At 36.8% G+C, this 26528-nt stretch carries 30 protein-coding genes; all 30 read right to left on the bottom strand.

All coding sequences use genetic code 11. The annotated features are described in order from the left end of the window. The 30 genes from ACE38V_RS07525 to fliG all read right to left on the bottom strand — a co-directional run bounded on the left by ACE38V_RS07525 (position 1) and on the right by fliG (position 26521). Positions 1 to 312 carry a hypothetical protein gene (locus ACE38V_RS07525; protein WP_375840601.1) on the bottom strand — a complete coding sequence of 104 codons (312 nt, stop codon included), beginning with the start codon at positions 310 to 312 and terminating at the stop codon, positions 1 to 3. Positions 313 to 374: 62 nt separating this feature from the next. After that, positions 375 to 1730 carry a flagellar assembly protein A gene (locus tag ACE38V_RS07520; RefSeq protein WP_375840600.1) on the bottom strand — a complete coding sequence of 452 codons (1356 nt, stop codon included), beginning with the start codon at positions 1728 to 1730 and terminating at the stop codon, positions 375 to 377. 26 nt (positions 1731 to 1756) lie between these two features. Further along, entirely contained in the window at positions 1757 to 2536 is a 780-nt protein-coding gene (locus tag ACE38V_RS07515; RefSeq protein WP_375840599.1) for a FliA/WhiG family RNA polymerase sigma factor, read from the bottom strand. Between the two features lie 182 nt (positions 2537 to 2718). After that, positions 2719 to 3216, bottom strand: a complete 498-nt coding sequence (locus ACE38V_RS07510; RefSeq protein ID WP_375840598.1) for a chemotaxis protein CheD — start codon at positions 3214 to 3216, stop codon at positions 2719 to 2721. Beyond that, entirely contained in the window at positions 3209 to 3862 is a 654-nt protein-coding gene (locus ACE38V_RS07505) for a chemotaxis protein CheC (protein ID WP_375840597.1), read from the bottom strand. Before ACE38V_RS07505 ends, ACE38V_RS07510 begins: the two co-directional genes overlap by 8 nt. After that, positions 3855 to 4328 carry a chemotaxis protein CheW gene (locus tag ACE38V_RS07500; protein ID WP_375840596.1) on the bottom strand — a complete coding sequence of 158 codons (474 nt, stop codon included), beginning with the start codon at positions 4326 to 4328 and terminating at the stop codon, positions 3855 to 3857. The genes ACE38V_RS07505 and ACE38V_RS07500 overlap by 8 nt, the downstream gene beginning before the upstream one ends. Before the next feature lie 48 nt (positions 4329 to 4376). Continuing rightward, the gene (locus ACE38V_RS07495) at positions 4377 to 6431 is read right to left on the bottom strand and encodes a chemotaxis protein CheW (protein ID WP_375840595.1); all 2055 of its coding nucleotides are present in this window, start codon (positions 6429 to 6431) and stop codon (positions 4377 to 4379) included. Positions 6432 to 6451: 20 nt separating this feature from the next. Beyond that, positions 6452 to 7549 carry a protein-glutamate methylesterase/protein-glutamine glutaminase gene (locus ACE38V_RS07490; RefSeq protein ID WP_375840594.1) on the bottom strand — a complete coding sequence of 366 codons (1098 nt, stop codon included), beginning with the start codon at positions 7547 to 7549 and terminating at the stop codon, positions 6452 to 6454. Between the two features lie 9 nt (positions 7550 to 7558). Next, positions 7559 to 8425 (bottom strand): MinD/ParA family protein, encoded by an 867-nt coding sequence (locus tag ACE38V_RS07485; protein ID WP_375840593.1) that lies wholly within the window; start codon positions 8423 to 8425, stop codon positions 7559 to 7561. Then, positions 8418 to 9599, bottom strand: coding sequence for a flagellar biosynthesis GTPase FlhF (flhF, locus tag ACE38V_RS07480; RefSeq protein ID WP_375840592.1), 1182 nt, complete (start codon positions 9597 to 9599; stop codon positions 8418 to 8420). The genes ACE38V_RS07485 and flhF overlap by 8 nt, the downstream gene beginning before the upstream one ends. Next, the gene (gene flhA, locus ACE38V_RS07475; RefSeq protein WP_375840591.1) at positions 9596 to 11632 is read right to left on the bottom strand and encodes a flagellar biosynthesis protein FlhA; all 2037 of its coding nucleotides are present in this window, start codon (positions 11630 to 11632) and stop codon (positions 9596 to 9598) included. The genes flhF and flhA overlap by 4 nt, the downstream gene beginning before the upstream one ends. 34 nt (positions 11633 to 11666) lie before the next feature. Next, positions 11667 to 12749, bottom strand: a complete 1083-nt coding sequence (flhB, locus tag ACE38V_RS07470; protein WP_375840590.1) for a flagellar biosynthesis protein FlhB — start codon at positions 12747 to 12749, stop codon at positions 11667 to 11669. Then, positions 12749 to 13528, bottom strand: coding sequence for a flagellar biosynthetic protein FliR (gene fliR / locus ACE38V_RS07465; protein ID WP_375840761.1), 780 nt, complete (start codon positions 13526 to 13528; stop codon positions 12749 to 12751). Before fliR ends, flhB begins: the two co-directional genes overlap by 1 nt. Positions 13529 to 13530: 2 nt before the next feature. After that, positions 13531 to 13800: a flagellar biosynthesis protein FliQ gene (fliQ, locus tag ACE38V_RS07460; RefSeq protein WP_375840589.1), complete on the bottom strand. Its 270-nt coding sequence runs from the start codon at positions 13798 to 13800 to the stop codon at positions 13531 to 13533. A 17-nt stretch (positions 13801 to 13817) separates the two neighbouring features. Continuing rightward, on the bottom strand, positions 13818 to 14483 hold the full coding sequence (fliP, locus tag ACE38V_RS07455) for a flagellar type III secretion system pore protein FliP (RefSeq protein ID WP_375840588.1): 666 nt from the start codon (positions 14481 to 14483) through the stop codon (positions 13818 to 13820). Further along, entirely contained in the window at positions 14480 to 15145 is a 666-nt protein-coding gene (locus ACE38V_RS07450) for a flagellar biosynthetic protein FliO (protein ID WP_375840587.1), read from the bottom strand. The genes fliP and ACE38V_RS07450 overlap by 4 nt, the downstream gene beginning before the upstream one ends. 27 nt (positions 15146 to 15172) lie before the next feature. After that, on the bottom strand, positions 15173 to 15535 hold the full coding sequence (gene cheY, locus ACE38V_RS07445) for a chemotaxis protein CheY (protein WP_375840586.1): 363 nt from the start codon (positions 15533 to 15535) through the stop codon (positions 15173 to 15175). A gap of 22 nt (positions 15536 to 15557) precedes the next feature. After that, positions 15558 to 16835, bottom strand: coding sequence for a flagellar motor switch phosphatase FliY (gene fliY, locus ACE38V_RS07440; RefSeq protein ID WP_375840585.1), 1278 nt, complete (start codon positions 16833 to 16835; stop codon positions 15558 to 15560). Beyond that, complete coding sequence (gene fliM / locus ACE38V_RS07435; RefSeq protein ID WP_375840584.1) at positions 16822 to 17823, bottom strand: flagellar motor switch protein FliM; 1002 nt, start codon at positions 17821 to 17823, stop codon at positions 16822 to 16824. The genes fliY and fliM overlap by 14 nt, the downstream gene beginning before the upstream one ends. A gap of 45 nt (positions 17824 to 17868) precedes the next feature. Then, positions 17869 to 18294 carry a flagellar basal body-associated protein FliL gene (gene fliL / locus ACE38V_RS07430; RefSeq protein WP_375840583.1) on the bottom strand — a complete coding sequence of 142 codons (426 nt, stop codon included), beginning with the start codon at positions 18292 to 18294 and terminating at the stop codon, positions 17869 to 17871. Next, a complete protein-coding gene (locus tag ACE38V_RS07425) occupies positions 18284 to 18505 on the bottom strand; it encodes a flagellar FlbD family protein (RefSeq protein ID WP_375840582.1) in 222 nt (73 codons plus the stop codon). The genes fliL and ACE38V_RS07425 overlap by 11 nt, the downstream gene beginning before the upstream one ends. Before the next feature lie 49 nt (positions 18506 to 18554). Then, positions 18555 to 19829, bottom strand: coding sequence for a flagellar basal-body rod protein FlgF (gene flgF, locus ACE38V_RS07420; protein ID WP_375840581.1), 1275 nt, complete (start codon positions 19827 to 19829; stop codon positions 18555 to 18557). Between the two features lie 72 nt (positions 19830 to 19901). Then, the gene (locus ACE38V_RS07415) at positions 19902 to 20288 is read right to left on the bottom strand and encodes a TIGR02530 family flagellar biosynthesis protein (protein ID WP_375840580.1); all 387 of its coding nucleotides are present in this window, start codon (positions 20286 to 20288) and stop codon (positions 19902 to 19904) included. Positions 20289 to 20305: 17 nt separating this feature from the next. Further along, on the bottom strand, positions 20306 to 20947 hold the full coding sequence (gene flgD, locus ACE38V_RS07410; protein ID WP_375840579.1) for a flagellar hook assembly protein FlgD: 642 nt from the start codon (positions 20945 to 20947) through the stop codon (positions 20306 to 20308). An 11-nt stretch (positions 20948 to 20958) separates the two neighbouring features. After that, positions 20959 to 22335: a flagellar hook-length control protein FliK gene (locus ACE38V_RS07405; RefSeq protein WP_375840578.1), complete on the bottom strand. Its 1377-nt coding sequence runs from the start codon at positions 22333 to 22335 to the stop codon at positions 20959 to 20961. A gap of 28 nt (positions 22336 to 22363) precedes the next feature. Beyond that, positions 22364 to 22975, bottom strand: a complete 612-nt coding sequence (locus ACE38V_RS07400) for a MotE family protein (protein ID WP_375840577.1) — start codon at positions 22973 to 22975, stop codon at positions 22364 to 22366. An 8-nt stretch (positions 22976 to 22983) separates the two neighbouring features. After that, positions 22984 to 23427, bottom strand: coding sequence for a flagellar export protein FliJ (gene fliJ / locus ACE38V_RS07395; protein ID WP_375840576.1), 444 nt, complete (start codon positions 23425 to 23427; stop codon positions 22984 to 22986). Next, positions 23411 to 24730, bottom strand: a complete 1320-nt coding sequence (gene fliI, locus ACE38V_RS07390) for a flagellar protein export ATPase FliI (protein ID WP_375840760.1) — start codon at positions 24728 to 24730, stop codon at positions 23411 to 23413. The genes fliJ and fliI overlap by 17 nt, the downstream gene beginning before the upstream one ends. 14 nt (positions 24731 to 24744) lie before the next feature. Then, complete coding sequence (gene fliH, locus ACE38V_RS07385) at positions 24745 to 25512, bottom strand: flagellar assembly protein FliH (protein ID WP_375840575.1); 768 nt, start codon at positions 25510 to 25512, stop codon at positions 24745 to 24747. Beyond that, on the bottom strand, positions 25505 to 26521 hold the full coding sequence (gene fliG / locus ACE38V_RS07380) for a flagellar motor switch protein FliG (RefSeq protein WP_375840574.1): 1017 nt from the start codon (positions 26519 to 26521) through the stop codon (positions 25505 to 25507). The genes fliH and fliG overlap by 8 nt, the downstream gene beginning before the upstream one ends. Positions 26522 to 26528: the final 7 nt, after the last annotated feature.

Genomic DNA, 26528 nt, shown 5'->3' with positions numbered 1-26528 from the left:
CTATCCACAATAATCAATATTTGTCCCCTTATATGGATGATTTTCTTTCTTTGTCTCTTCCTCTTTTATTCGTTTTTGTTTTTTTCTACTATAATTAGCAGCTCCATTACCGCCTTGATCCTTTAGCGTAGCCCTTATTTCTTTTAAATCTGATTTCAATACCTTTGTCCTTTGTTCTTGTTCTTCCCTTTTCACACTCAAAGAGGCATGCTCCTGAAGTATGGTTCCTTGTTGTTGTAACTGTTCTTGAAGTTTTCCTGCTTCAAGTGTTCTTGGAAGTGCCACTTGTAGTTCAATCGATTTTAGACTCAAACTATCACTTCCCTTAAATTATGAACTATTTATATTTTCTAAAAAAACAAATTCCCAACTATTTAAGCAAGTGGTTCAAATTGAATTTCTCCGTTTGTGATATAAAATTTAGTGAATTCATGCTTTTTCTGAATGACTCTAGCATACTTACCAAAGTGAATGGTAGTATTAGGATAAACAGTATCCGTTACTGAAACTGAAGCGTTTAACTTCGATTGTTTTTCCTCTGCAATTTCATCTAATTGCTCATTCGCTTGATTGATATTCGCTTGAAGCATAGATTTAGTTGCTTGTTGTCGCTGAAAAATTTGCTTTTGTTCCGTATTCAATTTTCCAGTTACTTTAAGCACATTTGATAACTTCTTTTCAAATTCCATTAGTTTTTTTAAGTTTTCCGTTAAATCTCTTATTTCTTCCTGTAATCCTTGTTCTTTTTCCTCCAATTGAGGGTCGTATCCAACGTACAAATCGGTTTTGGCAAATAAGCGATTTCCAATTTCCTTTGCCCTGACCTCTTCCCCGGCTGATAATTGACCGCCAATGATGCGTCCATTATGACAGAAAATTGAACCCGTTGCTTGAACATGACTATTTAAAATAGAGGAATCAATGATGATATTTTGCTTTGCCTTAACATTTGCTTGGTTTAAATAAGCAGCTTGGATATCACCATTTGCAACAACCTTACCACGATTCCCACCTGTTATTCCTCCCTTAACAGTTATATTTCCACCGGCCTCTAAGATCGCACCCTCAACAGTCCCTTGAATTAGGATATCTCCTCCAGCGATTATTTCATATCCAGATGGAACATCCCCAGATATCGTAACGGTCCCAACAAAATGGATATTACCTGTTTTTAAATCAAGATCTCCATTCACTTCAAAAACTGGATTAACAGAAATCTGATGATTGGTTACACTAAGTTGACCGTCAATTGTTGAAAAAAACTGATTTCCTTTGAGAACCACATTTTTCCCAGGTCTGATTTTCAATGGCCTTCCCGGTTTAGCTGGCACAATCCTGCCAAATATATCTTTTCCATTTTTTCCATTAGTCGGAGGAACCACGCTTGCAAGTAACTGCCCGTTATTGACTGAGGGAATATCGAGCACCTCGCGAAAATTTCGCTTTTCCTTTTGCTCATGCTTCATATTTTGTATTTCATATTGTAAATAAGCATCTTGTCCAGGAATGGATGGTTCTCCCTCAGCAATTAATACAGGTTGTTGAATAAACGGTAATTGAGTGACTAAATTCATTAACTGCTCTCTCTTTACTCCAAATACAATCCTCTGTTTCTGAATAAATGTATCCAGTTCATCTAAAGAAAAGGTATGGGTATCCGTAGTATGTGTGACTTCTAGGTACGCTTTTAATCGTTCTTTGGATACTTGTATTTTCAATAATTCTTCCAAAGTGATCATCTCCCCATAGACTGTCTCTATTTGTTTACTTTGTTCATTGCATTTTGTAAAGTCTGACGCAACTTAAAGAGTGCTTTTGAGTGAATTTGAGAGATTCTAGATGTAGATAAATTTAAGACTTGTCCAATCTCGGTTAAGGTTAACTCTTCTTTATAAAATAAGCTTAAAACCAATTGTTCATTTTCATTCAATTGAGAAATGATCCTCGTTAATTCCTGGATATTTTCTTCTTTTACGATTTTATCCTGTGGGTCTTGAGCCCTTTCATCCTTTAAATGAAATGAGTGGTTTTCATTATCTTCCTTGTCACTAGGACGTTCATCGATAGAAACAAAATTGGCAAAATAGTATTCATTAATTGTTGTATAGACCTCATCCTCACTAATATTTAGTTCAGATGCAATTTCAGATACCTTCACATTTCTCATGAATTTCTGTTCAAGTCTCTCAATTGTTGCTTCTATTTTTTTTGCCTTATCTCTCGTTCCTCGTGGCAGCCAATCTTCTTTTCTTAATCCATCTAAAATGGCACCTCTTACTCTGAACGAAGCATATGTATCAAATTTCAAATCTCTGTATGGATCAAATTTTTCTAATGCATCATATAATCCTACCATACCTAAACTTCGGAGATCATCCCTTGAAACGTTTTTCGGAAGAGTTACTGAGATCCTCTGAACATGATAATTCACTAATGGCATATACTTTTTTACCAAAAGATTTCCTGCTTCAGAATCTCGAGATTGTATCCAATTCTCCCAAATCTTTTGTTCTTCTGTTGTGGAAGCTTGTACCATTGTAATCCTCCTTAAAACGTTACCATCCTTACCATCATTATACCAAAATCTGTTTTGCATTAACAAAGTCAATTCATAAAAAATCAGCCTATCTATTATTCGATGGCTGATATTTATCATGGATCATTTGTTTCATAATATATTACCTAACTAATTTATAGAAAACATTAATATACGAAACTTTATATTTCTTGGATCCCTTTATTGACTGTTCGAATATTCAACATACAGTTTTTCGGATTAAACTCAATTGTCCTGCCACTATTTCCACCGACATCCTCAGCGATAATTTCAATTCGAAGGTCCTTTAATTCTCTTTTCACGGCCTCAACATTTCGAGGACCAATTCGCATCAGATCATTTGCATTTGTAAATTGAAACATTTGAGCCCCTCCAGCTATTTTTGCTTTTAAGTAACTGGAGCGGGCACCGTTTTTGGCCAAAATATTGACCAGTTCCTTTACTGCTGTGTCTGCATATTTTGCGATATTCAGTTGACCAGCCTTAGCAAGAGAGGAATCTGGTAACATAACATGTGCCAAGCCTGCAATTTCCTTCGCTTGATCATATAATACAACCCCAACACATGAACCTAATCCTGATGTACGAATACAATTAGGCGTTGTGACAATATTCATATCTGCTATTCCAACTTTAATCACTTGAAGACATTCATTCATTTTCTATAACTCCCAAAGCCTGGAAAATAATATGAAAAGAATCCGGATCAGGAAGTAAGAAGAAATGCCCTCTGACACTTTCGGATATTTTATCAACCTCTTCATTTAGTGCAGTATCGATGACAATGGCATAATCACTTACTTGAGATAATTCCAATAACCCGTAACTAATAATGGCTCCAACCATATCAATTGTCAATGCCGGAACAGATGGGTATAAATCTAGACGTGTAAAATCTGATAATGATGTTAAATACGATCCAGCCAAAATATTTCCTAACTCTTGTAAGGCAGAAAGAGCAATTTCATTATATGGGGGTTCTTCGAAACGAAAAGATTCGTCCCCAATCATATGTTGGATAAATTTGGTAGCTTGTTGTAAGGGTAAGACAAAGAACATACTACCTGGTGCTTCCCCTTCAATTCTTAAGAAAACCCCAGCAACAACATTATCCGCTCCACCCGCCATCTCCATCATTTCATCAAATGAAACAATGCGAACATCTGGAACCTTCATATCTATTTTTCTATTAAGCAACAGAGATAAAGCAGTGGCTGCATGACCTGCACCGATATTCCCAATTTCCTTCAATACATCAAGATGGAGGGTGGATATATTTTGAATGAAATTACTGTTATCAGTCATGTACATTTTGTCCTTTTGCTTCCATTGTCATTAGCACTTTTTCAAGATCAATTAAAATTAATAACCGTTTATCTACTTTGGCAACACCTTGGACATATTCAGCTTCTTTAACCCCAACTATATCGGGTGGAGGCTCAATTGAATTTGTCGGAATATCGATGACATCATTAGCGGCATCCACTATTAAACCGACTTCCATATCTTCTAAAGCTACAATAATCACCCGAGTATTATCTGAATATTCCACTTCATCCAAACAAAAACGAGTTCTCAAATTAATAATCGGAGTCACTACACCACGTAAATTAATAACCCCTTTGACAAAATTAACGGTACTTGGAACTCTAGTAATATGCTCGATTTTTTCGATTGATCGAACTTGACTGACTGGAATAGCGTATTCTTTTTCCTTTATTTGAAATACAATTAATTTTACATCAGAAGGCTTTATAACCGCTTCAGTCATCATTTTCACTCCTTTATTTAACGTACATTTTTCCACCTAAGAAATTTTCTATTTGATCAAAGCATTGCAATCAACGATGAGTGCTACTTGTCCATCACCAAGAATTGTTGCTCCTGAAATTGCAAACACATTGGTTAAATAATTTCCCAGTGATTTCAAGACAACTTCTTGTTGTCCGATAAAGGAGTCAACTACAAGTCCCGCCATTTTATCGCCTTTTCGAACGATAATCACGGAATAAAATTCATCTTCTTCCTCAAAAACAGGAACTTGAAAAATATCTTTTAAGAATAAAAGAGGAACGACTCTACCGCGAAAATCAATCACTCTTTGATTATGTGCATTCATGATTTCGTCCTTTTTCACGATAGCTGTTTCAATAATGGATGATAATGGAATCGCATATTTTTCTTTCTGAATTTCAACTAACATGACAGAAATGATCGATAAGGTTAGTGGTAATTGGATGGAAAAGATGGACCCTTCTCCTTCTTTAGAATCGATTGAAACCGTTCCACCTAAAGACTCAATTGTATTTTTCACAACATCCAAGCCAACTCCACGTCCAGAGACATCAGATATTTTTTCAGCCGTAGAAAATCCTGAGGCAAAAATAAGCTCATATACCTGTTTGTCAGTCATCGCAGCAGCCGTTTGTTCGTTTATAATCCCTTTATTTAACGCTTTCTTCAAAACTTTCTCTCTACTAATACCTGCACCGTCATCCTCGATTTCAATAAATACATGATTCCCACTATGATAGGCTTTCAGAACAACTGAGCCTTCCTCATTTTTTCCTTTTGCCTTTCTAACATCTGGTGTTTCAACACCATGATCAAGAGCATTTCGAATTAAATGGACAAGTGGATCACCAATTTCATCAATAACCGTTCGATCCAATTCCGTTTCAGCCCCAATAATTTCGAGGTTGATTTTCTTTCCTAAATCTCTAGCAAGTTGTCTAACCATGCGTGGGAAGCGGTTGAATACGGTCTCAACTGGAACCATGCGCATATTAAGAATAATATTTTGCAAATCTCCTGATACACGAGACATTCTTTCAACGGTTTCATGTAATTCTTGATTATTTAATTCCTTGGAAATTTGCTCTAATCTACCGCGATCAATGACAAGCTCTTCAAACAAATTCATCAAAATATCCAATCTTTCAATATTGACGCGAATGGTTTTGCTTGCTGTTTGTTTCGTTGCATGTGTGGTATTTGCCTTCTTATTTTGATCGGTTTGTTTTGGTGTTACTGTACTATCCGTTACAGCTTGTTCCTCAGAAACTTTTTGTTCCTCTCGAACTGTTTCTTCTTGTCTTTGGCGAATTTCCTCAAAAGAAATCGGTTGTACTTCCACTTTTTCTATTTCTGAAACCTTCATGATTTTCTTTTGAATATCTTCTTTTGAATCTTTAGAGACGAGGGTCACCATGAAATCATGATCAAATTGTTCTTCCTCTAATTGATCCGTCGTTGGATAAGATTTAATGACCTCACCTAACTTTTCAAGGACTTCAAATACCATAAAAACTCGAGCAGCCTTTAATAAACAATCCTCTCTCAAAGTGACATGGACTTCGTAAGATTCAAAACCTTGTTCTTTTGATTGTTGGATAACAGTGAGTTCGAATTCATCATACTGACTACTTAATTTAACTTTTGGCTCAAGCGTTGCGACAGCCACTTCCTCTTTTGAGTCGGTTATGACAGGACTTTCTCCCTTTTCAATTAAGCCTAATTTGTTGACGACTTCAGAAACATCTCTTTTCCCGTCACCACCCTCTGCAATCGATTCAACCATCGCTTCAAGGTCATCAATTGCCAAAAAAACAACATCTAATACTTCAGGAGTCACGGTAATTTTATGGTTTCTGATTGCATCTAAAACGTTCTCCATTTTATGGGTTAGATTAGCTAAATCCTCATAGCCCATTGTTGCAGACATTCCTTTTAAAGTATGGGCAGAGCGAAAGATTTCATTCACAATATCCATGTCATTCGGATTTTTTTCAAGCTCTAGTATATGTTGATTACAAGCCTGTAAATGTTCCTTACTTTCTTCAATAAACACTTCTAAATATTGATTCATATCCATTAGCCTTACACCCCTTGGCATTAAACATATTTCATGATTGATTCTGCAATACACTCAACATTTTGTACTTCATCTACCTGATTCGTTAAAATTGCGGCTTTTGGCATTCCAAAAACAATGGATGTCTCTTTTGATTCTGCTATTGCCTTAACAATACCTTTTTTCTTTAATGCTTGTAGTCCAAGGGAACCATCTGAACCCATTCCAGTCATGACAACAGCAATTTTTGCATGATCCGTAATTTCACTGATTGATTCAAACAGGACATCTACTGATGGGCGGTGTCCATTTCTTGCTGGTGTTTGATCCAATTGAACAGTTAAATTACTTCCCGTTTGTTTGACCTTAAGATGATATCCTCCAGGAGCAATGTAAGCTGTTCCCTTCTTAATCATTTCTCCATCTTCTGCTTCCTTCACAGTAATTTCAGACAGAGAATCAAGTCGATGAGCAAGACTCTTGGTAAAACCAGGTGGCATATGCTGGACAATCAGTACAGGCGCACCTAAATTTTTTGGAAGCTTCGTTATTACATGCTGCAATGCACGAGGACCTCCGGTTGAAGTTCCAATACAAATTATTTTTTTTGCAGTAGCATTCCAACTGCTTTCTTTCAATGGTTTTTGCATTCTATCATTTGGTTCTATTTTACTATAGTTTTGATTTGTTTTTAAATTCTTTTTTCCTAAAGTAGGCAATTTAACAAGTTGCTTCATATTGACTTTACTTGCTGAGATTACCTTTTCAAAAAGTTCCTCTTTAATCTTGTGGAGGTCTAAAGATATTGCCCCAGACGGTTTTGCAATAAAATCCACTGCCCCAAGTTGAATAGCCAGAACCGTATTTTCTGCCCCTTCATAAGTTGTACTTGAAAGCATGACAATGGGGGTAGGATTTTCTTTCATGATGATTTTAAGAGCTTCCAAGCCATTTAATATTGGCATCTCAATATCCATCGTTACTACATCAGGCTTTAATTCACTTACTTTTTTAATCGCATCTTGTCCATTTCGAGCTGTCCCTACAACTTGAAAACGTGGATTTCCCGAAAAAAAGTCCTGGATTAATTTTCTCATAAAAGCTGAGTCGTCTACGACAAGCACCTTAATTTTTTCCACACAATCGCACTACCTTTCAAAGAGAAATTGCTTTAACTTTGAAACAAAACGAAAAGCACTGGATCTTTGGCTTTGATTGAATTGTTCATTCACATATCGGTCGGTTATTTCGCGTAAAGCTTTTGCAGCAGGAGAATTTTCATTATAAAGTGAATAAGGAATTTGTCTCTTAACCGCTTGATGAATAGAACGATCATCTGGAATCATTCCGATAGCATTCGTTTCTTTTTCAAGAAATTGCTTCACAACAGTCTGTAAACGTTGCATCGTTTCTTTTCCTTCTCTTTCTGTTTGCACTCGGTTGACTACGATATTGAAAGGAATAGTTGTATTTAATAAATGAATATACTTCATCATAGCATAAGCATCCGTAATAGAGGTTGGTTCTGATGTTGTAATGACCACAACCTCGTCTACCGAAAGAATTATATTTAACGATTCCTCACTGGCTCCGGCACCCATATCGAAAATCACATAATCATAATGGATTAAGATTGTGGATAGCTCTCTCATAAACCGGTTTGCTTTTTCTTTATCTAACTTTACAAATTGGGAAAGCCCAGTACCTCCTGCAATGTAATCTACATGATTAGGACCTTTCATAATGATTTCTGTTAATGTAGCTGTTTCATTAAAGAAATCAACAATGGTGAAATCAGCTGTTTGCCCCATTAAAATATCAAGGTTTCCCATTCCAATATCCATATCAAATAGTAACACGGCATGTCCCCGTTTAGCCAAGGAGATGGCAAAATTTAACGAAAAATTCGATTTTCCCACTCCACCCTTCCCACTTATAACTGCAAGGGTCTTGGTATTTTTGCTAGAATCCATCGAGTTCAATTGATTTCTTAAACCTTGAGCTTGATCATTCATGGCGATCGACTCCAAGTATAATATTCGTAATCACTTCTGGTTTTGCTTCAATCATATCTTCTGGGACATTTTGACCATTCGTTAAATAAGCCATTCCAATATTATATTTATCTATAAGATTCAACATTGCTCCATACGAAGAGGTTTCATCCACCTTGGTAAAAATAAATTTATCAATGGTTATCGTGGAAAATTGTTGATAGATTTCCTCCATATCCTTTTGCTTTGCTGTTAAAGATAAGACAAGAAATGTCTCGATATTATTAGAAAAATCCAATTTTTCCGACAGATCGTCGACATATTTTTTATTTCGATAATTCCGTCCAGCTGTATCAATTAAAACAATATCATACTGACTAAATTGGATAGAAGCCTTATTAAAATCTTCCATATTATAACAAACTTCCAAAGGGACATTTAATATTTTGGCATACGTTTTTAATTGATCAATCGCAGCAATTCGATAGGTGTCTGTCGTAATAAATGCCACCTTCTTTTTATGCTTCAAAACACATTCTGCAGCGATTTTGGCAAGGGTTGTTGTTTTCCCTACACCGGTCGGACCAATAACATTGACAAATTTCTTGGTAAAAGAAATCCCTCCATGGGAAATTCTTGATATTTTCAGCAATAATAATTCTTTTATACAAATTTGAAGCTCATTTTTAGTTAAATGTGCTCCACTTCGATACCAGCGTTCAAGAAGTTGAATTAAAAGTTCTTCCCTTATTTTCTCGTTCACTTCCATCCCAAGGAGCATTTGCTCCACTTCCTTAATCGGTTCCGGATATGGAATATTATTTTCTCCCTTTTGGGCAGGAAAATTTTGGATAAGAGCTTTTAATTCATTCAATTCCTTTAACACTACTTCTGTCGCTTTTTCATCGTGATCGGGTTTGACCATGGATTGAATCAATGAATCTTTTGGAATAGCTGATCCCTGTGATTCCTGAAAGATTGGAGCAGGTCTTTCTTTATTCTTCACCACAGGCTCCATTTTGGGTTTAGGATCAATAGCTGCGATAACTTCAATATTTCTCTTTTTAAATAGCCCAAGGAATCCGCCTGTTTGAATGACCTTAGAATTTAAGATGACTGCCTCATTTCCAAGCTCAGTCCGTATTTTTTTCATTGCTTCTGGCATGCTTGGTGCGACATATTTTTTTACCTTCAATCTATATTCACCACCCCTACACTTTGAACTTCTACATTAGCCTCAAGTTCATTATAAGATAATATTGGAATTTGTGGAAAATAACGTTCGGTTAATTGTCGAACATACATTCGAACCGCTGGTGAACAAAGGACAATCGGAGTTTGATTCATCACAGAAAGTTGCTCCACAGAACTTGCAATAGATTCAAGAATACTTTGCGAACTGTTTGGATCAAGTGATAAATAGTTCCCATGCTCTGTCTGTTGAATAGCGTCTGCAATTAATTTTTCCACTTTTCCGGACAAGGTAACCACTTTTAAAGCTTCATTTTGCGCTGCAAATTGATTCGTAATTTGTCTAGCCAAAGCCTGCCTTACGTATTCTGTTAATAAATCCGTGTCCGTCGTTACTTTCCCAAAATCAGCTAGTGTCTCAAAAATAATTGGTAAATTTCGAATGGATACATTTTCTTTGAGAAGCTTAGCAAGAACCTTTTGGATATCTCCAATTGATAACGGATTCGGTGTAACCTCATCCACTAATATTGGATAGCTTTCTTTTAAGTGATCGATTAATTGCTTGGTTTCCTGGCGGCCAAGCAAATCATGCGCGTTCGCTTTAATAACCTCTGTTACATGCGTAGACACTACGGAAGGAGGGTCTACTACCGTATAGCCAAATATCTCCGCTCTTTCCTTCATATCCTCTGTAATCCATTTTGCCGGTAAACCAAATGAAGGTTCTATCGTATCAATTCCATCAATCGAATCATCCTCAATACCCGGGCTCATCGCTAAATAATGATCAAGCAATAATTCTCCCCGTGCCATTTCATTCCCTTTTATTTTCAAGCGATATTCATTAGGCTGCAATTGAATATTATCTCGGATTCGGACAACCGGGATTACTAAGCCAAGCTCAATCGCAAGCTGCCTACGAATCATCACAATGCGATCAAGTAAATCTCCTCCTTGATTGGTATCTGCAAGCGGAATTAAACCATAACCAAACTCAAATTCAATAGGGTCAACATTTAAAAGGCTCACAACACTTTCCGGACTCTTCATTTCATCAGTTTCAATGACTTCTTCAAGCTCTTGCAGCTGACTTTGATCAGGTTCTGGTATCCGATTAAACCAATATGCCCCTAAAGTTAATAACCCAGCTACAGGAATGGTTAGAATATCGCTGATTGGAGTAAATAAACCTAATAGAAAAATAGTACCTGCCGTCACATAAAGCATCTTTGGAAAAGCAAATAATTGCTTTGTAATATCTTGTCCAAGATTTCCATCAGATGCTGCACGCGTTACCACAATACCTGTTGCCGTTGAGATCAAAAGAGCGGGAATTTGACTTACAATTCCATCACCGACGGAAAGAAGTGAAAAGTGAGTGGCTGCATCTGCAATGGACATATCTTGTTGGAGCATTCCAATGACGATTCCAAAAATCAAATTGATTAATACGATAATGATACCTGCAATCGCATCACCTTTAACGAATTTACTAGCACCATCCATGGCCCCATAGAAATCCGCTTCACGGCTTACCTTCTCGCGTCGCTCACGTGCTTCTTGTTCAGAAATCATCCCTGCATTTAAATCAGCGTCAATACTCATTTGTTTACCAGGCATCGCGTCTAATGTAAAACGTGCTGCTACCTCAGAAACACGTTCTGCACCTTTCGTAATAACCACAAATTGAATAATGACTAAGATTAAAAAGACAACCAGCCCGACTATAACATTTCCTCCAACAACGAATGTTCCAAACGTATGAACGACCCCACCTGCATCTCCTGTTGATAATATAGAACGTGTGGTTGAAACATTTAAACCAAGGCGAAAGAGAGTAAGCAATAATAATAAGGAAGGAAAGATCGAAAATTGCAAAGGCTCACTCATATTCATGGTAGTTAATAAAACAAGCAATGCCAGGGAAATATTGATAATGATTAATATACTTAACAACCACGTGGGAAAAGGGATAATTAGCATTGCTACGATTAAAATAACACTAAGCAATACTGATAAGTCTCTAGCTGACATGATTTCCTCCCCAATCTTTCAATAGAAAATGAACTTACATGATATTTTTCGTTTTATAGACATAAGCAAGTATTTCAGCTACAGCCTTAAAGAATTCTTCCGGAATGGCATCACCAATTTCCACTTGGCTATATAATGCCCGTGCCAATGGTCGATTCTCAACAGTCATCACATCATTTTCTTTTGCTATTAATTTAATCTTTTGTGCCATAAAGTCCACTCCTTTTGCTACAACAAAGGGAGCTTCTAACTTTTTTTCATCATATTTTAAGGCAATCGCATAATGCGTTGGATTCGTAATGACGACATCTGCCTTTGGGACTTCCTGCATCATTCTTCTCATTGCCATTTCACGCTGTCTTTGCTTAATCTTTGATTTAATCAGCGGATCCCCTTCTGAGTTTTTATATTCATCTTTAATATCCTGCTTTGACATGCGAATATTTTTTTCAAAATCATATTTTTGATAAAGAAAATCTAATAAAGCTAAAAACAGAAGGGCGCCAGAAGCAAACAAACCCATTTGCACGGTCAAATTACCAAGTGTGGCCATAATGGCCCCAATTGATTTATGAGATAAAACCAAAATCTCTTCCTTTTTCGACCAAAGAACCGTAAAAGTGACGAAGCCGACAAAACTAATTTTTAAAATGGATTTTAACAGCTCTACAATGGATCTCATTGAAAAAATTCTTTTAAATCCACTAATAGGGTTAATCTTTTCTAATTTAAATTGAATTGCTTCGGCTGAAAATAAAAAACCCACTTGCATATAATTCGATAAAATCCCGGCAACCATTGCAACTAAAAGGATTGGTCCAAGAAAGAGAGCAAGTTCTTTTAATATATCAAGGGAAATAACTTGAATATTATTTTCCGTAAGATCCATTAACATATATTTTTGAAAAGGAAACCGAAATAAATTGACGATATGTTCCTTTAAATAACTACTTGCAAACATTAAATAAAGAAAAATGGCAAGTAATCCCACAGCCGTATTGATATCCTGACTTTTTGCAACTTGTCCTTTTTTTCGAGCATCTTGCCGTTTCTTCGGTGTCGCCCTTTCTGTCTTTTCACCAGCGAAAAATTGTAAATCTAAGGATATCCAATTCATCACGATGACCCTCCCAATAGATCCATAAGACCTCTCATCGTATCAAACATCGTGTTAAACAACTGTGAAACGACCATAATCATAACGCTCATGACAGAAACTAATACTATAAAGCTAACCACAATTTTTACGGGAATCCCCACAACAAAAATATTAAGCTGTGGAACCGTCCTCGCAACGATCCCTAAAGCAATATCTACAAGGAAGAGGCTCCCTACGACAGGAATCGACATTTGAAAGGCAATAATAAACATCGAGTTAAAGGATTGGATGATATACTCCATCACATTTCCGTGACTAAATGGAAGCCATGCTTGTTGAAGTGGGATAAATTTATAGCTATAGAAAATTCCATCCAACAAAAGGTGATGACCATTTACTGCTAATAGAAACATAAGACCAATTATGTAGAAATATTGCCCAGTAAGTGGACTTTGAGCACCTGTTTGTGGGTCAATAACATTGGCAATCGCAAATCCCATTTGAAAGTCAATTAATCCCCCAGCTATTTGAATAGCCGATAAAATTAAATACGCCATAAAGCCAATGGAAATCCCCACCAAGGCTTCTTTTAAAATCAATAAAAAGTAAGCACCGTCAATATCAAGTGTCGGTGCATCGATTGTAAAGAACATAATCCATGATAAAAAAAACCCTAGACCGATCTTATAATGAGTTGGAATCGTCCTGTAAGAAAATAAGGGCATCATTAGAAAAAAGGAAGTAACCCTAACAAAAACTAATAAAAATGCCGGAAACTTTGGTAAATACTCTACTATATTCATCCTACAAACCTAGTTAAATTCGAAAATATTTCATTGGCGTAAGAAAGCATATGACTAAGCATCCATGGTCCAAAAAAGACAATTCCAACTAAAACAGCAACAATCTTAGGGACAAATGCAAGTGTCTGTTCTTGAATTTGTGTTGTTGCCTGAAAAATACTAACAACTAATCCGACAATAAGCGCTAACAAAAGAAGTGGTCCGGATACGATTATCACGGCCCATATTCCTTGCTCAGCAATTGAAATAACAGATTCTGGGGTCACTATTTGTCACCTGCTTTTTAAAAACTTTCTAATAATGATTTCACTACTAGATACCATCCATCAACAAGAACAAATAAAAGAATTTTAAATGGCAATGATATCATGACCGGTGGAAGCATCATCATTCCCATAGACATTAACACACTCGCTACAACCATATCAATGACTAAAAATGGAATAAAAATCATAAATCCGATTTGAAAAGCTGTTTTAATTTCACTGATTGCAAATGCAGGTACGAGAGTCGTTAATGGGATATCTTTTATCGATTTCGGCTTATCCGCTTTGGCATAATCAAGAAATAATGCTAAATCCTTCTGCCTTGTATGAGCACTCATAAACTCTTTAAAGGGGAGTGCCGCTTTATCATAGGCCTGCTCCAAATTTATCTCCTCATTGAAAAGAGGAGTTAGAGCTGTTTTATTGACCTCTTGAAAAGTTGGCGCCATGATAAAAAAGGTTAAAAATATAGATAAACCGATTATCACCTGATTGGGTGGCATTTGTTGCGTTGCAAGCGCCGTTCTGACAAAGGAAAGAACAATGACAATACGTGTAAAACATGTCATCAATATGAGTATGCTAGGAGCAATTGATAGTACAGTCAAAAGAAGTAAAAGCTTCACTGAAGTAGAAACATTTTCAGGTGAGCTGCTGTTAAAAAACTCCATAAACTGACTCATTGATCTTCTGGTCCCTTCTTATCCATCTCTTCAAATACCTTTTTTCTTTCATTTTTTATATCTTGTAGCTGTTTTTTCAATAACTTGTTAAACTGGTTCTCTTCATTTATGTTTTTTTTCTTTGATTTTGCTCTTTGCAATACCTTTGTCACAATATCGCTTGGCTGAACAAGTTGTTCCATCTTTTGATTATAGTCTGACAAAATTTGGCGATACTCTTCTTCATCATCAATTTCCTTAAGAAGCTGAATACTTTCCCCAACACCAACGACTAATAATTGATGACCTACCTTAATAATCTGTACAGAACGATTAGACCCGAGGGATGTTCCACCAATGTTTTCTATTATCTGAGAACTTTTAAAGGATCGGCTTTTTTTATTAAGAAATTTAAGCAGGAAATAAAGCAAGGCAATAACAAATATAGTCGCAAAAATCATCTTAATAAAATCCCAAATTGTTAATCCTACATCAGCGTTCTTTTGATTTGAGGCATTGGTGTTATTATCATTAGCGGGTTGACTTTGCTTACATGCATCTGGGTTTTCAATGCATTCCTTGACGCTTTGATTAACCTGCTCTGCATAGGCCATCTTCTCTACGCCCAGCAGAGCAATCGTTGCGAAAAGCAATACTTTCATGAAAAACATTAGGTTTCGCAAAATTTAAGCACCTCTAAATCAGTAGATTTATCCCAAGGTTTTGGAAATAGCTTCTAATACACGATCTGCTTGGAAAGGTTTCACGATAAAATCCTTTGCACCCGCTTGAATCGCATCGATCACCATCGCTTGCTGCCCCATTGCCGAGCACATAATTACTTTTGCATTAGGATTAATTTTTTTGATTTCTTTTAAGGAAGTAATTCCGTCCATTTCAGGCATCGTGATATCCATTGTTACTAAATCAGGTTGCGTTTCTTTATATTTTTCAACGGCTTGAGCCCCATCTGCAGCTTCCCCTACAACCTCATATCCGTTTTTTGAGAGAATATCTTTAATCATCATTCTCATAAATGCTGCATCATCAACAATTAAAATCCTTTGTGCCATATCGTGTTTAACCTCCACTAGATTATCTTAATTTTTTTAATCGGTCACTTTGGCTTATTATATCCGTTACGCGTACACCAAAGTTTTCATCAATGACAACCACTTCACCTTTTGCAATGAGTCGATTGTTGACGAGAATATCTACTGGTTCTCCAGCCAACTTGTCCAATTCAATAATCGATCCAGCCGATAATTCTAAAATTTCCTTCACGGATCTTTTCGTCCTGCCAAGTTCAACGGTTACTTGTAATGGAATGTCTAGAAGCATATTTAAATTCTTTGTTTCTGATTCTTGAAGATGAACCGGCTCAAAACTTGAGAAAACGGCAGGTTGAACATTTGGTGGGTTTCCACCTGGATAACCTCCGAACAGCTGTGGACTGCTTTGAGAAGAAGGATTTTGAAAATTCGCCGGATTCTCAATAGTTGTCTGTTGCATATTCATGCTACCAGCTTGCCCAGAACTATATGACGCGTTCTCCGTATACGGTGAAGAATTGCTTGGAAATTCCTGATTTGGTATCGATGTTGACGGAGTTGCACCAGGCTGTTCAATCGTATTAGTGGGAGATTCCTCCTCTATTTTAACAGGTTCCTCCGCTACTTGAGTATTTGGATTTAATAATTCATTGACTAAACTCTTTGCAAAGTCCAAAGGAAGGAGTTGCATAATATTCGAATCAATTAAATCCCCAACTTTTAAGCGAAAAGAAACCTTTACAAGCATATCATCGTTTGGCAACTGGTCTGTTCCTTCTCCATGAATGACATCTAAGAAATCAATGGAGGGCGGTGAGATATCGACCCGTTTATGAAAGATCGTTGACATGGATGTCGCAGAAGATCCCATCATTTGATTCATTGCTTCTTGAACAGCACTTAGTTGAATCTCGCCTAGCATTTCTGTTGTTGTACTCTTCCCATCTCCACCAAGCATAAGGTCTGCAATAACCGCTGCGTCTGTTTGTTTAATAATGAGGAGATTACTTCCAGCAAATCCTTCTGTATATTTAACCTGAATGGCGACATAAGGATGTGGAAATTCATCAGCAACCTTATTTTTTAAGACTATCGTAACTGTTGGTGTAGTAATATCAACTTTTTGATTTAATAAAGTAGATAATGCGGTCGCTGAACTCCCAAATGAGATATTTCCGATTTCACCTAATGCATCCTGTTCCATTGGAGACAGCAAATCATCGACGTTTACATCATTTTTCGTCATATCATCATTCACATCATCTGTTCCTCGTAAAAGCGCATCTATTTCATCTTGAGAAAGCATATCACCGTTCATCATCGTCGTCTCCCTCCTTCAGAGCATCTAAAACTTGTATCGCTAATTTTTTGTTTAATTTCCCTGGTTGTCCAATAAATTTTGGGATATCGCCGATTTTGATTATTAGCGGCTGATCAATCTTTTGATTGAGTTCAATTACATCTCCAATATCGAGCATAAGAAAATCATGAATCGTGATTTCTGAATCACCAAGCTCCGCATTTACAGTTACATCTGCTTTTTGAATTCTTTTCTCAAGTAATGCAATTTCTTGAGGATTTTTTTCCTTTTTATCTGTTTGCATCCAATAATGTACAGATAGCTTAGGAATAATTGGTTCTAAAACTACATGTGGGATACAAATATTGATCATTCCACTCGTTTCACCAATAGTGGTATTTAATGAGATGACAACAATGGTTTCATTCGGAGATACCATTTGTAAAAACTGTGGATTCACTTCGAAATCTGAGAGAATTGGATCAATCTCTGCAATAGATTCCCATGCTTCTCGCAAATTCTCAAAAGCATGTTCAAATGTATTTGACATGATTCTCGTTTCGATTTCGGTTAAATTTTCAACTTTATTAATACTTGCCCCCTTTCCTCCAAGGAGCCGGTCCATCATGGCATAAGCAATGTTGGGATTGACCTCCATTAAGATCCGTCCATCTAAAGGCGGAACCTCAAAGACATTCAGAACTGTCATCTTCGGAATAGAGCGGATAAATTCTTCATATGGAATTTGGTCAGCTGAGGCAACCGAAATTTGAACATAGGTTCTTAGCTGGGCAGAAAAGAAAGTCGTTAATAACCTTGCAAAGTTTTCATGAATTCGTGTTAAGCTTCGAATTTGGTCTTTTGAAAACCGCAATGCCCTTTTAAAGTCATAGACTCTTACCTTCTTTTCGGTCTGTTCCTTTTTTAGCTCATCCGCGTCCATTTCTCCTGTTGACAATGCTGACAATAATGCATCTATTTCACTTTGTGATAAAACCTCACCAGACAATGTTCTCACCTCCAAATTAAGTCTTCAATTATCCAATATATTTACTTATTGGAGGAGACACTCTGTAATATAGACTTGTTCAATCTTTCCTTCCTGCATTAATCCATCTATTTTCATTTTTAAATCTTCTTCGAATTTGGTTTTTCCTTCTTTACCTTTCAGATCCTCAGCCTTTTTCTCAGACAATTCTTCAATAATAATATTCTTCACCTGAAAATCTCTTTTTTCTAGTTCTTCTTTTGCTTTTTTGCTATCAGTTTGAATTTTAAAGGAAATTTTAATAAAATCCTCACCCGCTAGGTTAGTGGTAATTTCCGGGACATCCACAGAAGCCTCTAATACTTCATCAATCGTCGGCTTTTTATCTTCCTGACCTGTAAATTTTAACACAACTACAGCCGCTACTGCACCAACAAGTGTGATAGCAACAATCAAAATTAACATAATCATTAATAGCTTATTATTCTTCATCTTCATTATCCTCCAACTGCTGTCTACCAAGAAGATTAACGGATTGATAAAATTTTTCTACCAATTGGATGACTTCTTCTTCCTTTTCCCTTACAACATATTTTCTATTATTGGTTAATGTAATCGTCGTATCTGGAAACGATTCAATGGTTTCAATATAGATCGCATTAATTATAAATGGTTTGCCATTTAACCGAGTAAGCTTAATCAATGTTATTTTCAGGGTTGAAGTAAGACTTCAACCCTGTCCCTCCCTTAAACTATCGTTTTAAGTTTACTAGCTCTTGAAGTATTTCATCGGATGTTGTGATAATTCGCGTATTCGCCTGGAATCCACGTTGAGCAGTAATCATTTCCGTGAATTCTTCTGAAAGGTCAACGTTTGACATTTCGAGAGAACCAGAAGCAATTGTCCCCCGGCCTTCACCAGCAGCAGCAATATCTGGCGTACCTGAGTTTACCGTTTCTTGGAAGAGATTACTGCCTGCTTTGTTTAGACCTGAGGAGTTACTAAATTTAGCGATAGCAAGACGCCCTAGTGTGACGATTTGGCCATTTGAATAGACTCCATTGATTTCACCCATTGAACCTACACTAAAGCTTTCAAGTTTTCCTTCTGTATTTCCATCCGGATTTACTAGTGCTGTGGTTGCACCATCATTTTGGGTAAGTTTGGTAAAATCAAGATCTAATGTTGCTAATGTCTGCTTACTTTCATCTACGGTAGCAGTTGCCTCATCATCCTTTAGTCCAGAAGGTATCTGAACATTTGTTAAAGCTTTCTTAGCTGGTGATACAGTGGTACCTGAGAAATCAAGATTCACATCTGCATCCGTAGCTGTATATAAAGGTGAACCATCATCCTTTTTAGCATTAGGATCCTTATCAATATAAACATCCCATTTATCTTGAGCAGTCTTTTTGAAGTATATAGTGATCGCCTGCGGATCTCCATTCTTATCAACAACCTTCAGTTGCTGACTAAAAACCGTATTAACATTCGCATCCGCTGATAAATTTTCAGAAAATGTAATGTTTTTCGTTGTAACGGCCGGAAGTATTGCATTGACATTGACAGAAACATCCCCATAAACATTGGTTAAGTTCCCTTTGTCATCATATTTATAAGCCTGAACTTTAAGGCCATCAGCATTCACGAGTGTTCCAGTATCATCTAAATAAAAATTCCCAGCACGAGTGTAAAACTCAGCATCCCCTTGCTTCACAACAAAGTAACCATCTCCATCAATTCCCAGATCAAGAGGTCGGCTCGTTGTTTGTAAGCTTGAGCCAGTCGTGATCGTATCAATCGTTGCAAGGGTTGAGCCTAATCCTACCTGAGTTGGGTTTTTACCACCACGTAAAGCAGTTGATGCACTTGCACCAGAGATTGTTTGGTTCATGGTATCTTTAAATGTTACACGACCCTTTTTGAAGCCTGGTGTATTCACATTTGCGATGTTATTACCAATTACGTCTAATTTCGTTTGAAAATTTTTCATCCCACTAATACCGGAATACATTGAACGTAGCATAATTGTTCTCCTTTCATGACTTGAGCTGCTTCAGTCAGTCCGCAACTCTTGGCCTCCATTATGTGGTCCAGCCTAATCATCTAAAATAATAGTTCCATTAATATTGGTAAAAATTTGTGATGATATTTCATTCCGATCCATTGCGGTAATAACTATGTTGTTTTTAGCACTCACAATTAAGGCAGCATCTTGCAATAATACGAGTGAATCATTGACTCCCATACTTTTTGCTTCAGTTACCTTTCTCTCTATTCGCTTCCATCTATCCGCATTAATATCGATCCCTCTTTGTTCAATTCGTTCTTGTGCATGCTTGCTAATTGTTAATTTGTTACTTGCATTCATCGCCGCATGCAATTGATTAGAGAATAAACCTGGGTTCACTGCTTGCGGATTTTTACGAACAGAATGAGAGTTTAAACTTGGTGACTGAATCGGACGAAAGATTGGCTTCTCCATCCAATCACTTCCTTTTTCTAGCCTTCAATCTTGGTTATTTGTGAAGAATTAATTTTTGTTTTTGCTTCATCATTTAGTTCATACAAGGTTTTTCCGTCTTTTAAGGAAACCGAGCTTACCGTTGCTGATATTTCTTCATTCTTATCATTGAGATACGTTACTTTTTTCCCTATTAACTGACTTGCCTGTACCAGATTATTATCGGTAGACAGTTCATTTACCTGTGAAATATTTCCTGGTTCAAGGGTGGTTCCATCCTCAAGGATAAAATAGACTTGATCATCCTTAAATTGAATTGATTTCACCTTTCCTGACCCCTGCTGGATAATCGTATTACCATTTTCATCCTTCTCATCAGCAATTTTGTGCCAAGTAATTTCTTTTCCTATAAATTGATTATAGGTAATCATTTTATTTTGGTCCTGCGCCTCGGCAAATGCATTAAATGCATTGCTCATATTCGTAATTTGTTCCAAGGTAGAAAATTGAGCCATTTGAGCAATAAACTCTTGATCCTGCATGGGATTCAATGGATCCTGATTTTGTAATTGCGTCATTAACAACTTCAAAAAATCATCCTTTCCTAAAACATCGCCTGTCTTTCTTTGATTATTTTGATAGTTGTCTAATAACAAAGATGAATCAATAGAATTCGTCATCATTCCACCTCCTATACTTCAATATTTAGCAAGGCATCTTCAAAGGATATCTGAAATCCTTCGTTTTGATCTTGATCATCCTTCTGGTTCCTCGGATTTTGCCTTTGCTGCTCTTTCCCTTGCTGCTCCTGATTTAAAAAGCTCTCATTTTGATTCACTTGATGGGTTACTTCGATTCTATCAACTGGTATATTTTGTGCGCTAAACGCTTGCTTTAAATGCTGCAATTGCGCATCTAACGCATCCTTAGCTGCTCCTGTTGAGGTCATAATTTTTGCGACAAAACTCGATTCAGTTTGAATTAATTGAATTCGCAGTGAACCTAAATGCTCTGGGTTTAATTTTAATAATAAAGTTTGCGCGTCACCCGACTTCATTAAGCTGCTTTTAGATAATATAGATTCAAACTGCTGAATCATTTGCTCCGTTGAAACGGGTCTCCCATTTTTTTCAAGCATTAAAGTTAATTGTTCCGGTTTAGACATTTGCTGTAATTGAATAGCCTGTCCATTTAAGAATTCTGCTTTGTTTTGAACGCCTGACTCTCCTTTTACGGAGGTGACAATATTGGAATTCTTCTCGGATTCTTTTACAGCATTTTGCAATTCACGGCTGAGATTCTCCGTAAAAACACTATTTTGCCTTGTTGATTCTTTTTGATTCAATTCTGCTGCTACTGGAGCAAAAGTCTTTTGTAAAAATTCAAGCCGCTCTGGTTGTTTTTGGGTCTGACTTTGAAGAAAGGTTTCTATTTTTTCGCTAACCTTATTTAATAATTCATTCCATTGACCCTTGTTTCCATTTCCATCCTCGTGCTTTGAGATTAGATCCAACAATTTTGCCACCTTTACAACTTCTGCAAAATCGTTTGTTGTTAAGGACTTAAGCTCACTAGCAGGCATTGCTGCAATCATTGACATGAGCGCAGCTAAACTACTTACTGTATCCTCCGTTTGATGATCTTTCTCATCATCTTGATTCCCAATTGCGCTAAGGGATTCGTTTAATTGATCATTTGCAATAGAAGATTGTGAGATTAGTTTTTTCAAAGACTGAATTGCTTCCTGAATAGATGAATCCGATAATCCTAAGAAATCCTGAATCAGCTTCAGCAAATTGGTTTGGCCGGAAGAAAGTGTCTGATCGAGCAGACTCAAACCATTATCCAAATCGAGAATATCATCCGTCTGCAGAAAATCAATCAGACTTTTTAAATCAGCGTTAGATAACTTTGAATCAGAAGCTATACTTGATGAAACTTCACTTGAATTCCCTTGAATTTGAGCATTTAAAATGCTAATAAAGCCTTTTTGCTGACTCCCTGCCGAGATTTCCTTTTTTCCACTTGAAATTAAACTATTAATAAAACCAAGTGCACCAATTTCCACTTTTTCACCTCCTTTCAAAATCCATGAATTAAGGTTGTGATGCTGATGTTTGGCTTTTATTCGTTAAGATTTCTGTAAATCTTGCTGCATCCTTTGGATCCATTTTTTCCATAATAGCAGCCAGTGTATCAGCCTGGACATTAGACAATATTTTAGCTGCCTCTTCCTGTTTCATTGCTGCAATGATTGGAGCTGATTTGCTAGGAGACATTGATTCATAAGTTTGCACAATATCCTTCATCGCTCTTTTATTTTCATTTTTAGCTGCCTGTAACTCATCAATCTCTGCTTGGAGTTGCTGTTTTTCAAGATTGGAACGTTCTATTTCTAAATCCTTGCTATCGAGCTGACTTTCTAATTGGTCAATTTTTGCTTCTTTGTCTTTTATTTCAGCCTCAAGAGAAATGGACTTTTTTTCCAATGATTCTAATGACTTCGATGGTTGTTTTTCATCAGCCATTGATGAAATAAACGGTATTTTTTCGCTCAAATCCTTGGCTTTGTCGAATACATTTACTCCCGCTATCGTTAATACAATTAGAGCTAGCGCAATGGCAAATAAGGAAGGAATGAGAATAACAAATAAAAACCATTGAAATCGATTTTGTTTTTTTTCAGGTTGTTCTATCGCTTTATCCATTTCATCACCTAGCCTCCTCGATTCATATAAAACTGAATCGAGATATCATCCATTTGTTTATTCTCAAGCATTTGCATTTCCTTAAAAAAATTTAAGGCATCTTTTTCTTTCATTTTTTCATATTTTTTTACTTCAATATTTTTTTCCATCAGTTTTTCCTGGTAAAAATTCATCCGATTTCTGGCATTCATAACCATTTTTTGATAGTGTTCAATACTTTTTTCAATATTGATGATAAATTGTTGATGGTGCCTAATTTCTTGTATGGGAAGACCTTCCTTTAACCTCGATGATTGATAATTTTCGATATCCTCTTTCTTTTTCAATAAACTATAAAGTTTCTCAGCGACTTCTTCGAATTTTTTGATTGACTCATTGTAAACCGAAAGTGCTTCATCTTTTTCTCGTTCACGAATCGATAATATTTTTTCGAATTTAAATTGATATCTCATTGTTTCTACCCTTTTCCATTAGCTGATGCAAAGAATTGACACTATCTTGAAAAGTGACTTTTTCATCGGTACTTTGCTTTAAATAAGAAATGATTTCAGGATATAATCGAATCGCTTCATCGATTTGATTGGAAGAACCTTTTTTATACGCACCTATATTAATAAGGTCTTCTGAATTAATATAGGTGCTAAGCATATCACGAAGCTGTTCTGCTGAATGACAATGTTCGAAAGGAACGATGTTATTCATGACCCGACTGACACTCTTTAGCACATTGACGGCTGGATATTGACCTTTATTGGCCAAACTGCGATCAAGCACAAAGTGTCCGTCTAATATCCCCCGTACCGCATCGGCAATGGGTTCATTCATATCATCTCCATCAACAAGCACCGTATAGATAGCTGTGATAGAGCCCAATTCATTTCGTCCTGTTCGCTCTAGTAATTTCGGTAAAATTGCAAATACAGATGGTGTATATCCTTTGGTTGTTGGTGGCTCTCCTGTTGCCAAACCTACTTCACGTTGAGCCATTGCTACCCTCGTGACAGAATCCATCATCATCATGACATTTAACCCTTTATCACGAAAATACTCTGCTATCGCTGTTGCTGTAAAAGCCCCTTTAATCCTCATAAGTGCTGGTTGATCACTGGTCGCCACAACTACGACTGATTTTTTCAGTCCCTCCGGACCTAAATCATGCTCAATGAATTCGCGAACCTCACGCCCGCGTTCACCAATTAGGGCAATTACATTTAAATCTGCCTTTGAATTTCTTGCAACCATCCCAAGCAAAGTACTTTTACCAACACCACTTCCAGCAAATATCCCAACACGCTGTCCGTTGCCAACTGTTAGTAAACCATCAATTAACCGGACACCCATTTCAATTGGTTCTGAAATTGGAGGTCTGGTCATCGGATTTGGAGGATTCTGTTCCGTTGGTACGGCTAAAAGCCCTTTCGGCAATAATGAACCATCCAATGGATTGCCAAGTGAATCGATAACATTTCCTATCAGTCCCATACCGACCTTAACCTCAAGTGATTTTGACGTTGCCTCAACTAAACAACCTGGAGCAATTTCATTAATGGTTGTGTAAGGCATTAAAAGAATGTTTTCATCCTTGAAACCTACTACTTCAGCTTGAATGACTCTTTTTCTGCCTTTTTGACCAACATGAATATGACAAACATCACCAATAGAGCTTTCTGGACCTTGAGATTCAATCATTAATCCAATGACTTTTTTGACTCTTCCAAACTTCTTAAAGCTATTGATTGATTCTATTTGCTGCATGACCTCTGCTAACTTCAAGAATCCTCACTCTCCAAAAGCTCGATTAGTTTATGCTTTATTTCTTCTAATTGGCTATCAATACTGGCATCGATCCGGCCATTGGCAGATTCAATGATACAGCTATCCTTTGGCAAATCATCGTCAGGATATAGATACAAATCTGTTTCTTTCGGAAAAATACTAATTAAATCTTCTTTTTGACTTAACAATAAATCATAGTGAATCGGGTTTACATGAATTTGGACTTCCCGATAATCTCTTGCCTCTTTAATTGCCAGTCGCACGATGGAAATAAAATCTTCTGGACGTGTACCAAGCCTTAAGCCAAGAATTTTCTCAGCAACCTTGATTCCCAAATCCAATATCGTTCTTTCTGAGGATTCTATCTTATTTAGATAATCTTCCTTAGAAGAATCAACAACGCTTTTGGCAAGGTGGAGTTGTTCAAGATACTCGTTATGAGCTTCTATTCTCCCCTGTTCAAGTCCACTATTAAAACCCTGTTCTTGAGCTTGATTGGTAAGAATTTGCTTTTCCTGTTCCCAAGATTGTTTTTCTTGATTGACTTGATTCAAGATTGCTTCCGCTTCAAGATTTGTCTTTTGGATCAAGGTTTCCGCTTCAAGATTTGCCTGTTCCATTATTCGTTGATACTCGATTTCGCTGTGAAATGACGAAACCTCATGATCTTCCTGAAAAAAATGATCCAGCATTTTAATAGATATAATTTTTTTCCCTTCAGCATTTGGTGGAGTCCATCCTGATTTGATCAATCTAGACAATGATATCATCTCCTCCGCCACGAGCTACCACAATCTCACCTGCGTCTTCTAAACGTCTAATAATCGCAACGATTCTAGACTGTGCTTCTTCCACATCACGTAAGCGGACAGGTCCCATATATTCCATTTCTTCCTTAAATGTATCTGCCATACGTGTCGACATATTTTTAAAGACAATTTCTTTAACCTCATCACTAGATACTTTAAGCGATAGCATCAGATCCTCATTTTCACAATCTCTAATAATTCTTTGGATTGCACGGTTATCCAATGTAACAATATCCTCAAAGACAAACATGCGTTTCTTGATCTCTTCAGCAAGTTCAGGGTCTTGAATTTCCAGAGCATCAAGAATCGTTCTTTCAGTAGAACGATCCACACCATTTAACACTTCTACAACTGCTTCCACACCGCCTGTTTGCGTGTAATCCTGTGTCACAGTTGATGAAAGCTTTCTTTCAAGGATTTGTTCCACCTCATTGATAATTTCAGGAGAAGTACTGTCCATCACTGCAATTCTCCTCGCAATGTCGGCCTGCATCTCTTGTGGAAGCTCTGAAAGAATTTGTCCTGCCTGTGAAGCATCCAAGTAAGATAAAATTAAAGCAATCGTTTGTGGATGTTCATTTTGAATAAAATTTAATATTTGAGCAGGATCCGCTTTTCTTGCAAAATCAAATGGTCTTACCTGCAAGGAAGAAGTTAAACGATTGATAATAACAGCGGCCTGCTCACTGCCTAACGCTTTTTCTAATACCGTTTTTGCATAGCCAATACCACCTTGAGTAATATAGTCCTGTGCTAAAGCAATATTATGAAATTCTTCTAATACGTCTTCTTTTGCATGAGAATCTACTTTTTTCACGCTAGATATTTCAAGTGTTAATTTTTCAATTTCCTCTTCACTTAAATGCTTATAAACGGATGCAGACACATCAGGACCAAGAGAAATAAGAAGAATGGCAGCCTTTTGTTTTCCTGTTAAATCCTTATGATCTTTCTTTGCCAATTTCACT

This window comes from Cytobacillus sp. Hz8 (genome assembly GCF_042263505.1).
Lineage (GTDB): Bacteria > Bacillota > Bacilli > Bacillales > Cytobacillaceae > Bacillus_BE.
The sequence above is the reverse complement of the archived record's forward strand: the minus strand, read 5'-3'. Positions and strand labels throughout refer to the sequence as shown.

Bases quoted from the DNA above. Each gene is read 5' to 3' on its own strand.
- ACE38V_RS07515 (WP_375840599.1), bottom strand. From the start codon at position 2,536: ATGGTACAAGCTTCCACAACAGAAGAACAAAAGATTTGGGAGAATTGG.
- ACE38V_RS07510 (WP_375840598.1), bottom strand. From the start codon at position 3,216: ATGAATGAATGTCTTCAAGTGATTAAAGTTGGAATAGCAGATATGAAT.
- ACE38V_RS07505 (WP_375840597.1), bottom strand. From the start codon at position 3,862: ATGACTGATAACAGTAATTTCATTCAAAATATATCCACCCTCCATCTT.
- ACE38V_RS07500 (WP_375840596.1), bottom strand. From the start codon at position 4,328: ATGACTGAAGCGGTTATAAAGCCTTCTGATGTAAAATTAATTGTATTT.
- ACE38V_RS07495 (WP_375840595.1), bottom strand. From the start codon at position 6,431: ATGGATATGAATCAATATTTAGAAGTGTTTATTGAAGAAAGTAAGGAA.
- ACE38V_RS07485 (WP_375840593.1), bottom strand. From the start codon at position 8,425: ATGAATGATCAAGCTCAAGGTTTAAGAAATCAATTGAACTCGATGGAT.
- flhA (WP_375840591.1), bottom strand. From the start codon at position 11,632: ATGTCAGCTAGAGACTTATCAGTATTGCTTAGTGTTATTTTAATCGTA.
- flhB (WP_375840590.1), bottom strand. From the start codon at position 12,749: ATGAATTGGATATCCTTAGATTTACAATTTTTCGCTGGTGAAAAGACA.
- fliP (WP_375840588.1), bottom strand. From the start codon at position 14,483: ATGAGTCAGTTTATGGAGTTTTTTAACAGCAGCTCACCTGAAAATGTT.
- cheY (WP_375840586.1), bottom strand. From the start codon at position 15,535: ATGGCACAAAGGATTTTAATTGTTGATGATGCAGCATTTATGAGAATG.
- fliY (WP_375840585.1), bottom strand. From the start codon at position 16,835: ATGATGAACGGTGATATGCTTTCTCAAGATGAAATAGATGCGCTTTTA.
- fliL (WP_375840583.1), bottom strand. From the start codon at position 18,294: ATGAAGAATAATAAGCTATTAATGATTATGTTAATTTTGATTGTTGCT.
- flgF (WP_375840581.1), bottom strand. From the start codon at position 19,829: ATGCTACGTTCAATGTATTCCGGTATTAGTGGGATGAAAAATTTTCAA.
- ACE38V_RS07415 (WP_375840580.1), bottom strand. From the start codon at position 20,288: ATGGAGAAGCCAATCTTTCGTCCGATTCAGTCACCAAGTTTAAACTCT.
- flgD (WP_375840579.1), bottom strand. From the start codon at position 20,947: ATGACGAATTCTATTGATTCATCTTTGTTATTAGACAACTATCAAAAT.
- ACE38V_RS07400 (WP_375840577.1), bottom strand. From the start codon at position 22,975: ATGGATAAAGCGATAGAACAACCTGAAAAAAAACAAAATCGATTTCAA.
- fliJ (WP_375840576.1), bottom strand. From the start codon at position 23,427: ATGAGATATCAATTTAAATTCGAAAAAATATTATCGATTCGTGAACGA.
- fliI (WP_375840760.1), bottom strand. From the start codon at position 24,730: ATGCAGCAAATAGAATCAATCAATAGCTTTAAGAAGTTTGGAAGAGTC.